This window comes from Inquilinus sp. Marseille-Q2685 (assembly GCF_916619195.1).
Lineage (GTDB): Bacteria > Pseudomonadota > Alphaproteobacteria > DSM-16000 > Inquilinaceae > Inquilinus.
In genome coordinates this window covers 1,081,839-1,096,036 of the sequence record NZ_CAKAKL010000001.1, presented here as the reverse complement: position 1 = coordinate 1,096,036, position 14,198 = coordinate 1,081,839, and the positions used below count along the sequence as shown (strand labels likewise).

Genomic DNA, 14,198 nt, shown 5'->3' with positions numbered 1-14,198 from the left:
ATGAACATTGTGTTCACCGGGATCGAGTGTCCGGTCGGCACGGTCATCGGCCATAACCGGGATCGCCCCGGCTGACGATGGGCTGCATCGCCACGACGGGAGGCGGCGCGGGGGGCAGGGCCGCGGCGGCCGGCAGTGCGGAGACCGTCGCCACCTTCGGACGGTCGATGATGCACGGGCGGCCGACCCGGGCGAAGGCCGACCGCACCACGTCGTCCTCGCACAGCACCTCGCGCGCCGCGTCGGCTTCGCCCATCTGCTGCAGCACGGCGGCCATGTTCCGGCGTTCGCATCCCTCGTCGACGACGGTGCCGCCCCCGGTCAGGCCGAATCCGGCAACGGCCACGCCCGCGGCGTAGGAGCCGGCGCATGTGTTCAGCCCCGCCGTCAGGCCGGGCGCGACCACGTCCGGCACGTTGTTGACGGTGTAGGCCCCCTTGTATCTCAAGGTGCTGTCGCCCGGCGCGCCGTTGACGATGCTCACGGTGCCGCCGGCCGAGATGGCGCCGGCCGTGGCCCCCGCATTGTTGACGGCGCTGGAATTGGCGCTGCCGGTGGCGTTGGCGCTCGACGTCGATTGCGCCAGGCATGGCCCGGCCGGAACCGCGAGGAGCGAGGCGACGAAGAGGATCCGCAGCATGCTGACTTCTCCTGAACAGGACCGCCCGCGAACGGAAACCCATCTGGAACGCAAACTGGCGCGGCCGACCGGCGGCGGCCTCGAAGCTTCCGGCGTTCGCGGACCTCATATCCGCTGCGCACCGGTTCTCGGACCCACCACCAGCCGACTCGCGCCAGCGTTTTTTTTGAACGTTCATCTACTAACGAACGTGACCGAATGCGCGTTCCCCTCCATCGCCCCGAATTCTCGGCCGTCCGGGCGTAGCGGCCGCACCCGGGTTGGTCCCGCGCCTGGATGTTTCAGCGACGAACGCCGAGGGCGATGGCGGCAGAAACCAGGCAGTATTATCGCGAATCGCGTTGTCGCTTCGCTTGGATGGGAACATTCCACGATAGGACTTGCAGTTGCCAAACGAGGTTGCTGCCATTCATTCGAGGACTCCTGAGAACGCTATTTCGGAATGATTGCGTTCTGCGGGTTCGATCGCATCACGAGTGCCGCTGAAGCCGCGGACTGATTGCAAGGCGGTTCATGAATTTTTGGAGAATCATCCGAAATTTGCGCAGATCGCTCCGTCCGGTTCGTGATCTGCGCAGAACCGGCCGGCCATCGGCTGTCATGATCCGGGCGTGATGAACAATCACCTCACCAGGGGCAGGTGCCCTTGATGAGAGAGTGTATGTGTCAAGAGGAGAGTGAGAATTGAAGAAGCTTCGTATGGCGCTTCTGGCCTCATCGATCCTGATCATCGGCGGCGGCTCTGCCTTCGCCTTCGATTTGAGCAATGCCGGCGCCTCGGGTGACGGCAGCGGGGCGGCTTCCACTGTGTCGAATGCGCTCGGGGCCGCCCAGGGCGAAGGCGTGGGCACCGGCGTGGGCATCGGCACCGCAGGCACCAACACCGCGACCGGCTCGGGCGGGGCCTTCGCGTCCGGCTCCTCCGCGGTGGACAGCGTTCTCGGTGGCACCGCCCGGAGCGTCAGCCACGGCATGGCGGACGGGCTCGGCTTCGGCACCAACGAGAACGACCTGAGCGGTGCGACCCGGTCGACCGAGGCCGGCGGCCTGGGCAGCGCCTTCGGCAACGGCACCGCGGCATCGCAGGGGGCTGCGTCCGCCTTGGGCGAGGGATCCGGCCTTGGGCTGGGTTCGGGCAGCGCCAACGTGGACGGCACCTCGGCGTCCGCCAGCGCCATCGGCGACAGCCGGGCCCAGGCGACGTCCGAGGGCGGCTCGGCTGCGGCCACCGGCCGTGGCGAGGCGACCGGAGAGGGCACGGCGTCGCGGGACTGATGCCGCGGCCGACCGTTCACAAGGGCCGGCGCGCCATGGGCTGCGCCGGCCCCCCCCCGTTCCCGCCGAACCCGTCCCGGACTGCCCGGGCCAGGATCCAGGCGGGGCGGGCCACGCCTTCCACAACTGGAGACCAGGGTCATGAACAGATCCGTCTTCCTGACCTCGGCCGTCGCTCTCTGCCTCGCGGGTGGTCCGGCGGCCGCCTTCGATATCTCGCATTCGATCAGCCGCGGTGGCAGCCTGGGCACCGCCGGAACGGTGAGCAGCGGCGGCGCCGCCGGCACCGCCGAGGGCTTCGGCACCGGGATCGGCGCGAGCACCGCCTCGACCGACAACGCGGCCGGGTTCAGCGGCGCCGCATCGAACGGCTTGGCGACGGCCAGCGGCGACCCCGGCGGCTTCGCGGCCTCGCTGGGCGCCAGCTCCAGCTTCGGCGTCAGCGGCGCGCTGAACGTCAACGACACGTCCGGCCCGGTGCATGTGACCGGCGCCGGGGGCATGAGCGTCTCGACCAGCATGGGCGGCGCCGCGGTCGTCGGCGATGCCGATGCGTCCGGGTCGAATTCCGGCATCACGGTCGGCGGCGGCACCGCCGGGCCGGACGGCACGTCCGCCCTGTCGTCCGGGATCTCGTCGTCGCGCGCCACATCGACCTCGAGGGACGGGACCGGGACCGCGTTCGGCGGCGGCTTCTCCAGGAGCGCCGGCAGCGCCTTCCGCAACTGAGTCCCGGGCAGGTTTGCGCAGATTGCGCCATCCGTTTCGCGATCTGCACAGAACCGGCCGGCATCATCGATCATGATCCACCATGAGAAGAGATGCGGCCGCGATGCCGATCCGGGCCGGTGCCGAACCGTCTCCCGGGCTGGTGGCCGGCGCCGCTCTCGCCGCCGGAGCCAGGCGCTTCGGTCGCGGGCCGCCCTTCGCGGCGGAGCGTCCGGGACAGGCGGCCGGGGCCGGGGCGGCAGGCGAGGCGATGCATGGCGCGCGGCGAGGCCGGGTCCGGGAGGGACGATGAGACACGCGTTCATCACATCCGCGGCGGCCGCCCTGGTTCTGTCGGCCTGCGGCCAGCCCGCGCCGCGGCAGGAGACCGTCGCGGTCGAAACCGCGGGGTCCACCGTGATCGTCCCCGAAGGAACCCCGATCATCACGCCGGGGCCGGGGATCAACCCGGGGACGCAGGTCGTGCTGGTCACGCCCGGGACCCCGGTCTCCGCGGCGGGCAGCCCGGTCTTCGCTCCGGTGCCGTCGACCTCCGCTCCGCGGACCCCGGCTCCCGCCGCGGCGACCCCGGTGTCCGCCGCAGGAACCCCGGTTTCCACCGAGCAGATCGTCTCCCTGCTGTCGAACCGGACGGTCTATGCCCGCTACGCCATCGATACGGGGAGGCTGCGGGCGGGCGACCCGTGGGTCGAGTACTATCGCCCGGACGGCCAGTACTACTACAAGGACGGGCGGCGATCGTTCGTCGGCCGCTGGTCCGTGGCGAACGGGAAGCTGTGCTATTCCGAGAACGCGTCCACGGTCTGCGGCCCGGTCTACACGGCGGGCGGGACGATCTATTTCACCCAGGACGGCAAGGTCGTCGGCAACAGCACCCGGGTCGTGCCCGGCGACGCCGAACGGCTGGCCGGGGGCTTCGGCCAGTCATAGGCGGGGCGGCGACCTCGAAGGCGGACGGCGAGTATTCGCGGATATCCCGATGGTGTCGCCGCGATCCATGTAAGGTCGATCCCGGCCTGGGTGAGAAAATGTCAGTATTCCTAAAATAAAGAATATAGTTCTATCAACTTCACCTGCCCTTTCCTTTGCGGCGATCCGATATAATCTATGTCGTCCGGCCCGCGACGGCGCGGTCGGCGACCCGAAGCCGGGAGAGCATTCGGTCGAACCCAGGTCCAGGATGGTGGCGTTCGAATCCCGTCAACCATCCGCATCCGCCCGGCCCGGCCGGCGATGTGGCCACAAGGGTCAGGACAGCCGATGCTCGATCAGCGGTCACTGCGGGTCTCCGCCAGGAAGGCGGAGGAGATCTGGACGACCGATTCGGTGCCGGAACCGGAGCGGGGGGACTACTGGCGGACGGCGCTCCGCCATCTCTATCCCGGTCTGACGAAGGCGGAGCCGGTCGACGGCGGGGCGGTGCATGGCCGCTTGGTCGTCCGCAGCTTCGCGGACGGGCAGGCGAGCGAGTGCCAGCACAGCGGGGCCCGCCTGATCGGGGCCGGGTGCGACCCCGCCGGGGACGGGTGGGACGGCTACAACCTCACCCTGCAGATCTACGGCGTCGGGCGTGTCAGCCAAGCTGGCCGGACGTTTCACCGGCGGTTCGGGGAGATGACGCTGACGGACGCCGCGCTGCCCTTCGAGGAGGTCGGGCTGGACGACCCGCATGTGCAGGTGTGGAGCCTGCCGCGCCATATCCTCGAGCCGATGCTGGTCGCGCCCGACCTCTCGATCGGGCAGGGGATCGGCAGCCGGCACGGCACCGGCGCCCTGCTGCTGAGCCTGCTGCAGACGACCTGGCGCGAATGCGGCGGCCTGGCGCGGCCGATGCAGCACCGGATCCAGGATTCGATCTGCCGCCTGGTCGCGCTGGCCTTCGGCCCGGCCTCGGCCGCGCGGGCCTCCGGCCGCAACGGCGCGCGCCCCGCATCGCTGCCGGAGGCCTGCGCCTATATCGAGAGCCGGCTGCAGGACCCGCGGCTGAGCGTGGACGAGGTGGCCGAGTGGCTGCACCTGTCGCGCCGCAAGCTGGAGATGCTGTTCGCGGAGACCGGCATCGGGGTGGCCGGCTGGATCGGCCGGCGCCGGGTGGAGGAGTGCCGGAAGATGCTGGCGGCCCCGGCGTGGCGGCCCCTCTCGATCCCCGGGGTGGCCTTCCCCTGGGGGTTCCGCGCCCTGTCCCCCTTCAACCGCCGCTTCCGGGCCCAGTTCGACATGGCGCCGAGAGAGGTGCGGCGGGAGTGCGACGGCGCCGGTCCGGGGCAGGAGCTGGAGGTGCCGCCGGCGGTCTTGACCATCGGCCCGTTTCGTTCGCGGACGCCACAGGGGAGGGGGTGAGGGCAGCGCTCCATTCTCGTAGGTCAGTGCCGAAAACATGCTTTTTGATCATGACTGCGGGCGTCGTCGGTGACGATCTCCGTAACGTCTTCGCCGGCCGCTCGCCGTGATGGCTCAAGCATGATCAACTGCCTTGAGCCGAAAATTCTCCCACGCCCATGTTGCAAATGTAGCCGGCTTCTTGCCTGCCACTTTGTTTGCAAGCGCGATCTCATCGTCGAATGAACGCGGACCGAGGTAGGTATAAGTCTCGAAGTAGGCCAACGTCTCGCCTAGCGCAGCGGCCCCGGGGAAGAAGCCTGCGAAGATCTCCTGAGGGACCCGGGTGAACGAGAGCTCATGGCCCTGCTGTCTCAACGTGCCGACGATGTCGTTGAAGCTCAGGAAGTCGCCGACCAACGGCAGATACGCGCCATTGCCAGTTTCATCCGGGTGAGCGAACGCGCCGGCCACGATGTTGCCGAGCTCGCTGATGTCACCCATGTGAAAGCAACGCACAGCTGGATCTATGGGCAGCACCCAGCCAAAGCTTCCGTCGGGTTGCTTTTGCGGACCGAATTCCCCCGAGAAGTTCTGATAGTAGCAAGGCGGCATGACGAAGGTGTGGTACGGAAATCCAGCATCTTTTACGATCGAATCAACCTTCGCCTTCCCGGCGAACTGGGGGGCGTTGATCTTGCCGCCGCTGATCGCCTCGACATCGGGAAGAGTCGACCAGATCAGATGGTTGATGCCCGCAGCTTTCGCGGCCTGAACTGCCGTTGTCGCCTGCCGGATTTCATCTGTGCCTTCTTGCCAGAAATTGGTGACGAGAAAGACGCCGTGCGCGCCTTCGAGTGCCGCTGCAAGCGTCTCTGGCCGTTCCAGATCCGCTGCGACAACTTCGTCGGCGAGGCCTTGATACTTGCCCGGGGCGCGCGAGAGCGCGCGCACCTTGAATTGGCTCTTGGCCTTCAGGGCGCGCACCACGCCGGCTCCCTGGTTTCCCGTTGCGCCGAACACGGCGATCAGTTTCTTGTCGTTGGATATCATTTTCAGCTCTTTCTGTTTCGGCTTCAGGCGTTCGCGTATACGCGGGAGCGCTCCTGTCGGAATCTTCGAGAGCATCTTGCGCCTGATCGAAATTCGTAACACTGCTTCAACAGTTGGCATCATTCGCTATATTTTGATTCATATGAGCGATCCCGTGGAAACCTCGGAACTCGTCGCCTTCACCAAGACGGTCGACGCCAAATCCCTCTCACGCGCCGCCGCCGAGCTACGCGTCCCGCGCGCGACCGTGAGCCGCCGCCTCGCTCGCCTCGAGGAGCGTCTCGGCACGCGTCTCCTCCGCCGCACCACGCGAAGCCTCGTCCTCACCGATGTCGGTGAGGTGTTCTATCGGCAGGCCTGCATCGCGCTTGAGGCCGTGCGCCTCGCCGAGCAGAGCGTGCGGATAACCGACGATGTCGTGCGCGGCGATTTGCGCGTCTCAGTGCCGCCGATGATGAGCGCCAGCTTCCATGCGATGCTCTGCGAGTTCGCGACGCGCTATCCCGAGCTGCGCGTCCATGTCCACACGTCGAGCCAGCTCGTTGACATCCTCCGCGACGGCTACGACGTCGCGCTCCGCGCTAGCAGCCAGATCCAGCCCGGCCTCATCGCGCGTACGCTCTTCCGCGATCCGATGATCGCCGTCGCATCGCCCGCCTACCTCGCCGATCGCGGTGCGCCGCGCACGCGCCGCGATCTCCGGAACCACCGCTGTCTCCTCGGCTTCGCGCGCGGCGAGCTGCCGGAGACCCACTGGCCCGTTGTCTCCGGAGGCAAGATCCACGTCGACGGCGCATTCTTCTCGAATGACATCGACCTCTTGTGTGACGCTGCCGTGGGCGGGCTCGGCATCGCGCTCCTCCCGCGCGCCCTCGTGGCGCCGCACCTCGAGAGCGGCGCGCTCGTGCAGGTGCTCGCCGGCGTCGTCGGCACCGAATTGCAGATCGCGCTCGTCTACCCTGAGCGCACATTCTTGCCGCCGCAGGTGCGCGCATTCATAGATGCGGTCGCCGCCTGGGTACCGCGCGAACTTGCGGCGAACCAGCGCCCGTCCCTGCCCGAGCCGTCGGGCGCGGTTACGAAGAAGGCCGCGCGTCGCTCTCCGCGCAAGAGGGGGGCTGGCGCTTAGCTGTCATTGGCTAGCGACTGTCGGTACGACCGCTTTCCACAAATCTCAGCCGTTCGCGTTTATGGGGTCACGGCCTGATTGCCTTGTTCCATCGAACGCTTTCTATCCGGCTCCCGACAATCCAGCCCCGCTCCCCGTGCATCGCACCCCTCCTTGTCCCGATTGTCCCGATCGTGCTCTGATACGGATCGAGACAATCGGGACACAATCGCGCCAAGCAAGGAGGCCGCCATGTGGATGCCGTCGCTGGTCGACCGCGCGGGGCCGAAATATCTCCGCATCGCCGACGCCATCGCCGAGGACGTCTATGCCGGCCGGCTGAAGGTCGGCGAACGGCTGCCCACCCATCGCGACCTCGCCTGGCGGCTCGGCGTCACCGTCGGCACCGTCAGCCGCGCCTATGCCGAGGCCGAGCGCCGCGGCCTGGTCGCCGGCGAGGTCGGGCGCGGCAGCTTCGTCAAGGCCGGCGCCCGGTCCCAGGCCACGCTGGACATGCCCGCCGTCGGCGGGCCGCAGACCATCGAGCTGGGCGTCAACCGGCCGCCCACCCATGTCATCGCCCCGGAATACGCCGAGGCCATGCGCCGCATCGCCGGGTCCAACGCGCTGGGCGAGCTGATCAACTACCAGGCCCATACCGGGCGGTGGGAGCACCGCGCCGCCGGGGCGCAATGGATCCGCCGCCGCGGCATCGAGGTCGGGCCCGAGCGGGTGCTGGTCACCAGCGGTGCCGAGCACGCCATCACCGCCGCGCTGATGGCGTTCAGCGACCCCGGCGACCCGATCCTGGTGGAGGAGCTGACCTGGTCCGGCGTCCGCGCCCTGTCCAGCCTGCTGCGCCTGTCGCTGCGGCCGGGGGCGATGGACGGGGAGGGGATGACGCCGGAGGCGCTGGAGGCCGCGGCCCGCGCCTCGGGCGCGCGGCTCCTGTACACCACCCCGACGCTGCACAACCCGACCACCAAGACCATGTCGGTCGAACGCAGGAAGGCGATCGCCGAGCTGTGCCGCGACCTCGGCATCACCATCATCGAGGACGACATCTACGGCACCATCGCCGAGGACCCGCCGCCGGCGCTGTCCAGCTTCGCGCCGGAGCGCAGCATCTACATCACCGCGGCGTCGAAGAGCATGGCGCCGTCGCTGCGCATCGGCTTCGCCGCGATGCCGTCCGACCGGCTGGGGCGCTTCAGCTCCGCCGCTCGCGCCACCAACTGGATGGCGCCGTCGGTGATGGGGCAGATCGTGGCCGACTGGATCGAGGACGGCACCTGCGACGTGCTGGCCGACCGCATCCGGCGCGAGACCAAGGCGCGCCAGGCCGTGGCGGCGCGGGCGCTGGAGGGGCTGACCTGGCACACCAAGCCCGGCTGCTTCCACATATGGCTCGAGCTGCCGGAGCCGTGGCGGGCGCAGGACGTGGTGGCGGCGGCGCGGCAGCGCGGCCTGGCCATGACCTCCACCGAGCTGTTCGTGCCCGGCCGAGCCGAGGCGCCGCACGCCATGCGCATCACCCTGACCGCCGCCGCCGACGCCGAGGAGCTGGAACGGGGGCTGCGCGCGCTGGTGGATCTGCTGCGGAGCGATCCGGATTTGAGCCTGGCCGCGGCGTGATGACACCGCTGTCTGGCATCCTCTCACATTGCCTCTCCCGCCTGGCGGGAGAGGCAAGGGGTATCGTCTCCCGCCGCCTCTTCGCCTATTCCTAGCCGCCCGCAACCAGAAAGCCGCCCCGTGACCGCCATCCTGTCGATCCAGTCCTCCGTCGCCTACGGCCATGTCGGCAACAGCGCCGCGGTGTTCCCGCTCCAGCGCCTCAGCATCGACGTCTGGCCGGTGCTGACCGTGCATTTCTCGAACCACACCGGCTATGGCAGCTTCCGCGGGCCTGTGCTGCCGGCCGACCAGATCGCCGAGGTGCTGCGCGGGGTGGAGGAGCGCGGCGTGCTGCCGGGCTGCGATGCCGTGCTGTCGGGCTATATGGGCGACGTCTCGCTGGGCCATGTCGTGCTCGACGCGGTGGCCAAGGTGAAGGCCGCCAACCCGAAGGCGATCTATTGCTGCGACCCGGTGCTGGGCGATGTCGGCCGCGGCTTCTTCGTCCGCCCCGGCCTGCCGGAGTTCATGCGCGACCGGGCGGTGCCGCAGGCCGACATCATCACCCCGAACCAGTTCGAGCTCGAATACCTGTCCGGCTTCAGCGCGCAGGGGCGCGCGGTGGCGACGCTGGCCGACGCGCTGGAGGCTGCCCGCACGGTGCAGGCGACCGGGCCGAGGATCGTGCTGGTCACCAGCCTGACCCGTGGCGACGCGCCGGAGGGGGTGATCGAGATGCTGGCGGTGGCGCCGGAGGGGGCGTGGATCGTGGCGACGCCGCGGCTGCCGATCACCGTCAACGGTTCGGGCGACATCACCGCGGCGCTGTTCCTGGCGCATTACCTGCGCAGCGGCGACCCGGGCCTCGCGCTGGGCCGCACCGCCGGCACCGTCTATGCGGTGATGGAGGCGACGCATCTGTCGGGTAAGCGCGAGATCCAGCTGGTGGCCGCCCAGGACGCCATCGCCAACCCGCCGGAGAGGTTCGAGGTGACGAAGGTGCAGGGGTAGGGATTCCGACCTCGCCATTCCCCCGACCGTCATCGCGAGGAGGCGAAGCCGACGAAGCGATCCAGGGCCAGGCCAAACGGCCCTGGATTGCTCCCCCGGGCTCAAGGCCGGGGTCGCAATGACGGAGGAGGGGTGGGAGAGGCCGCGTGAAAGCCGCTGCTTTCGCCAACAGTGACCGCCATCACCGGCGACAGGCGGCGCGGGTCGTGTAGTATCGCGGGGCCGGGCGGGGGGACGCCCGACTCTGCCGATGGGAAGCCATGCCCGATATCGCCCTGGCGGTGCTCGCCATATCCGTCCTGATCGTGCTGGTGGCGCTGCTGCAGCCGCTCGCCACACGCCTGTCGCTGCCGCATTCGGTGCTGATCGCCGCGCTCGGCATCGCCATCGGCAGCATCGGCAGCGTCACCGGCGCGATCGGCGGCGGCGGGCCGCTCTCCGAATTCGCCCATGCGGTGACCGGCGGCGAGATCCGGTCCGAGGCCATCCTGCACATCTTCCTGCCGATCCTGCTGTTCGAGGCCGGGCTGCACATGGATGTGCGGCGGATGATGGATGACGGGGCGACGATCCTGACCCTCGCCGTGGTCGCCGTGCTGGTGTGCAGCCTGGTGGTCGGGATCGCGCTGTGGGGCACGTCGAGCCACAGCCTGGTGCTGTGCCTGCTGCTGGGCGCCATCGTCGCAACCACCGACCCGGCGGCGGTGATCGGCATCTTCCGCGACGCCGGCGCGCCGCGGCGCCTGACCATCCTGGTCGAAGGCGAGAGCCTGCTGAACGACGCCGCCGCCATCACCCTCTACATCGTGCTGGTCGGCCTGCTGACCGCCGGCGCCGGCCACGCCGAGGGCGATGCCGCCGGCGCGCCGCTGTTGTTCCTGCGCTTCTTCATCGGCGGCGGGCTGTTCGGCTTCATCGCCGGGCGGCTGGCCTTCATGGTGATGCGGCCGCTGAATCGCTACCCGGTGGCCGAGGTCGCCTTCACCCTGGCGCTGCCCTACATCGCCTATGTCGTGGCCGAGCGCTACCTGCACGTCTCCGGCGTGGTCGCGGTGGTGACGGTGGCGCTGGTGGTGGGCTCCACCGGCCGGGTGCGGATCTCGGCCGAGGGCTGGGAGGGGCTGGAGAAGGTGTGGGCGCTGCTCGGCTTCTGCGCCTCGACCCTGATCTTCATCTTCGCCGCCATGCTGGTGCCGGAGTTCTTGCGCGACGCCACGGTCGAGGACGGCGTCCTGCTGCTGGTGCTGGTCTCCGCCGCCTTCATCGCCCGCGCCATCGTGCTGTGGGGGCTGCTGCCGCTGCTGACCTGGCTCAAGGTGGCGCAGCCGGTCAGCACGCCCTACCGCCTGGTCATCCTGTGGGGCGGCCTGCGCGGCGCCGTCACCCTGGCCCTGGCGCTGGCGGTCAGCGAGAACCCGCTGCTCGGCACCGAGGCGACGCATTTCGTGGTGGTCCTGGCCACCGGCTTCGTGCTGTGGACCCTGCTGATCAACGCCACCACGCTGCGGATGGTGATGCGGTCGCTGGGCCTGAACGCGCTGAGCGCGACCGAACTGGCGCTGCGCGACCGCGCCCTGCACCAGGCGCGCGAGGGCATCGCCGAGCGGATCGAGGAGATCGGCGCGGAGCAGCACCTGTCGCCGGAGGTGGCGAAGGAGGCGGCCGAGGCCTATCGCAGCCGGCTCAGCGGCCTGGCCAGCCGGCCCTTCATGCTCGACCCGAAGGAGCGCGAGCGGATGGGTCTGATGGCGCTGGCCAACCGCGAGCGCGACCTGGTGGTCGAGCATTTCGACCAGAAGCTGATGTCGCGCCGCACCACCGCCGACCTGCTGGCCCAGGTCGGGCGGCTGCACGACGCGGCGATGACCGGCGGCCGCGCCGGCTATCTCGCCGCGGCCTCCCGCAACATCGATTTTGGGCCCGGCTTCCGCCTCGCCATCCTCCTGCAGCGCAGCACCGGCTGGGAGGGGCCGCTGTCCAGCCGCATCGCCGACCGGCTGGAGATGCTGAAGGTGGCGCGGATGATGATCGAGATGCTGAAGCGCCACGCCGAGGCCGAGATGCGCCGGCTGCTGGGCGCCGAGGTGTGGCAGTCGCTCGACGCGGTGCTGACCACGCGGCTCGACGCCATCATCGCCGCGATCGAGGCGCTGCGGCTGCAATATCCTGACTATGAGCGGCGGATGTCCGAGCGCTTCCTGCGCTGGGCGGCGCTGCGGCTGGAATCGGCGGAATACGACGAGCTGCGCAACCAGCAGTTCATCAGCGGCGAGATCTACGAGGACCTGCAGCGCGACGTCGGCCGGCTGTACGAGACGCTGCAGCGCCGGCCGCAGCTGGACCTCGGCCTCGGCACCGCCGAGCTGGTGCGGCGCCTGCCGTTCTTCCAGGGCCTGTCGGAGGAGCGGATCGAGCAGATCTGCAAGCTGCTGAAGCCGATCTTCGCGGTGCCGGGCGAGACCATCGTCCAGGCCGGCGACCGCGGCGACACCATGTATTTCATCTCCTCCGGCGCGGTCGAGATCGGCCGCGGCGGGCGCAAGTTCCGGCTCGGCCGCGGCGACTTCTTCGGCGAGATGGCGCTGCTGATCAGCGGCCGCCGCACCGCCACGGTGACCGCCATCGCCTTCTGCAAGCTCCTGGCCCTGACCGCCCGCGACCTGTCGGTGCTGGCCAGCGCCCATCCCGACCTGCGCCGCACCATCGCCGAGATCGCCCGCGCCCGCAGCGCCGAGACCGAGCGGACCATATCGGCGCTGGGGGAGGAGGAGGCCGTGTGAGGCCGTCCCGAAACTCCACTGCGGCGGCCATCTGACGCGGTTTTCTGCGCTTCCGGTGCTCACGGACTTGAACGTCCGCTGCGCTCCGGTTCTCGAAAACCACGCCAGCTGACTCGTCGCGGCGGGTTTCAAAACGGCCTCAGGACAACTGTTTAATCTTTATCATTCAATTGTTTTATTGAATGATATGTCGACAGATTCCGGCCCGAGGGTCGGGCCCAGCTTCTGGAGACACGGAATGACCGCACATCGATCGTCCGATGACGCCGCCTCGCCATCGAGGACGAGGATCGGCTTCACCATCCTCGCAGTGGTGCAGGGGACGCTGATCTTCACCATCGCCCTGATCATGGTGCCGCTGCCCCGGATCGCCGCCGAGTTCGCCCTGATCCCGGCGGACCTGCTGCTGCTGCAGGTGGCCTACGGCCTGCCGTTCAGCGGGCTGCTGCTGTTCGGCGGACGGCTGGCGGACCGCTACGGCGGGCGGCGCATCTTCGCCCTGGGGCTGACCCTGTTCGGCGCCGCCTCCCTGGCGGCCGCCGCGGCCCCCGGCTTCGCGGTGCTGGTCGGGGCGCGCTTCGCCCAGGGCGTCGGCGGCGCGCTGACGGCGCCTGCCGCGATGGCGGTGCTGCGCGCGCTGTTCCCGGAGTCCGCGGCCTATGGAAGGGCGATGGCGGCCTGGGGCGGCGTGTCGGTCCTCGGCGCGATCCTGGGATTCGTCGCCTCGGGCATCCTGACCACCTGGGTGTCGTGGCGCTGGATGTTCGCCGTCCCGGTCCTGGTCGCCCTGGCCGGGCTGGCGTCGACGCGGGGCCTGCTGCCGGCCGGCCGGGCCGATGCGTCCGCCCACCGGCCGGGCCTGGATCCGGCCGGGGCGCTGCTGGCCACCGCGGGCATCGTGCTGGCGAGCTACGGCCTGATCGCGAGCGGCGAGCATCCTTGGTCGTCCGCCGGCGTGTGGGGACCGCTGGCCGCCGGCGCCGCGCTGCTGGCCGGGTTCCTGGGCGTCGAGCGCATCGTCCGGGACCCGCTGCTGCCGCCTGGCTTCCTGGCGAGCGGCTGCCGCGTCACCGGGCTGCTCGGCATGCTGCTCGCGGCCGCCGGCTCCGCCCTGATCGAGTTCATCCTGTCGCTGTATCTCCAGGGCGCGAGGGCATGGACACCGCTGGCCACAGCGCTCGCCTTCCTGCCCTTCGCCGTCGCCCTGATGGCGACGAACCACGTCGCGCCGGCCCTGGTCGGCCGCTTCGGCCCCGCGCGGGTCACCGTGGCGGGCCTGCTGGTCGCGGCCGGCGGGCTGGGGCTCCTCGCCAGCCTCGGCCACGACACGGGCTATGCCGCCGGCCTGCTGCCGGGCATGGTCCTGCTCGCCGCCGGCCTATCGCTGATGTTCTCCGGCTCCGCCGTGCTGTCGACGATGAACGTGCCGCAGCAGCAGGCCGGCCTCGCCGGCGGCGTGATGAACCCGGCGATGGAGCTGGGGCCGACCGTCGGGCTGGCCGCGCTGATGTCCGTTGCCGCGGCCCGGCCGGATGCCGTCGACGGCTACGCCTGGGCCTTCGGCGCCGGCGGTGCCGCCTTTCTGGTCACGGCCATCGTCGCGGCGCCGCTGCTGTTCCGCGCGGCCTGCGCCGCGCCGCAGGCGGAGCCTTCCCCCTCGTACTGA

The 14,198-nt window shown here is 69.8% G+C and carries 11 protein-coding genes; 9 read left to right on the top strand and 2 right to left on the bottom strand.

Annotation, left to right across the window (positions count from 1 at the left end):
- Positions 1–43: 43 nt before the first annotated feature.
- The gene (locus LG391_RS05085) at positions 44–640 is read right to left on the bottom strand and encodes a hypothetical protein (RefSeq protein ID WP_225766896.1); all 597 of its coding nucleotides are present in this window, start codon (positions 638–640) and stop codon (positions 44–46) included.
- 699 nt (positions 641–1,339) lie between these two features.
- On the opposite strand from LG391_RS05085, the gene LG391_RS05080 reads away from it, so the two are divergent.
- From LG391_RS05080 to LG391_RS05065, 4 genes are all read left to right on the top strand, one after another.
- Entirely contained in the window at positions 1,340–1,915 is a 576-nt protein-coding gene (locus tag LG391_RS05080; RefSeq protein WP_225766895.1) for a hypothetical protein, read from the top strand.
- 141 nt (positions 1,916–2,056) lie between these two features.
- Positions 2,057–2,644 (top strand): hypothetical protein, encoded by a 588-nt coding sequence (locus tag LG391_RS05075; RefSeq protein WP_225766894.1) that lies wholly within the window; start codon positions 2,057–2,059, stop codon positions 2,642–2,644.
- A 288-nt stretch (positions 2,645–2,932) separates the two neighbouring features.
- The gene (locus LG391_RS05070) at positions 2,933–3,574 is read left to right on the top strand and encodes a hypothetical protein (protein ID WP_225766893.1); all 642 of its coding nucleotides are present in this window, start codon (positions 2,933–2,935) and stop codon (positions 3,572–3,574) included.
- A gap of 330 nt (positions 3,575–3,904) precedes the next feature.
- A complete protein-coding gene (locus tag LG391_RS05065) occupies positions 3,905–4,984 on the top strand; it encodes a helix-turn-helix domain-containing protein (protein WP_225766892.1) in 1,080 nt (359 codons plus the stop codon).
- Between the two features lie 114 nt (positions 4,985–5,098).
- Here LG391_RS05065 and LG391_RS05060 read toward each other — a convergent pair whose 3' ends face one another.
- Positions 5,099–6,091 (bottom strand): NmrA/HSCARG family protein, encoded by a 993-nt coding sequence (locus tag LG391_RS05060; protein WP_225766891.1) that lies wholly within the window; start codon positions 6,089–6,091, stop codon positions 5,099–5,101.
- A 1-nt stretch (position 6,092) separates the two neighbouring features.
- Here LG391_RS05060 and LG391_RS05055 point away from each other — a divergent pair, with 1 nt between their 5' ends.
- From LG391_RS05055 to LG391_RS05035, 5 genes are all read left to right on the top strand, one after another.
- The gene (locus LG391_RS05055) at positions 6,093–7,145 is read left to right on the top strand and encodes a LysR family transcriptional regulator (protein ID WP_225766890.1); all 1,053 of its coding nucleotides are present in this window, start codon (positions 6,093–6,095) and stop codon (positions 7,143–7,145) included.
- 231 nt (positions 7,146–7,376) lie between these two features.
- Positions 7,377–8,759 carry a PLP-dependent aminotransferase family protein gene (locus tag LG391_RS05050; protein WP_225766889.1) on the top strand — a complete coding sequence of 461 codons (1,383 nt, stop codon included), beginning with the start codon at positions 7,377–7,379 and terminating at the stop codon, positions 8,757–8,759.
- Between the two features lie 120 nt (positions 8,760–8,879).
- Positions 8,880–9,752 carry a pyridoxal kinase PdxY gene (gene pdxY, locus LG391_RS05045; RefSeq protein ID WP_225766888.1) on the top strand — a complete coding sequence of 291 codons (873 nt, stop codon included), beginning with the start codon at positions 8,880–8,882 and terminating at the stop codon, positions 9,750–9,752.
- A 260-nt stretch (positions 9,753–10,012) separates the two neighbouring features.
- Positions 10,013–12,532: a cation:proton antiporter gene (locus tag LG391_RS05040; protein WP_225766887.1), complete on the top strand. Its 2,520-nt coding sequence runs from the start codon at positions 10,013–10,015 to the stop codon at positions 12,530–12,532.
- 238 nt (positions 12,533–12,770) lie between these two features.
- Positions 12,771–14,198, top strand: a complete 1,428-nt coding sequence (locus LG391_RS05035; protein ID WP_225766886.1) for an MFS transporter — start codon at positions 12,771–12,773, stop codon at positions 14,196–14,198.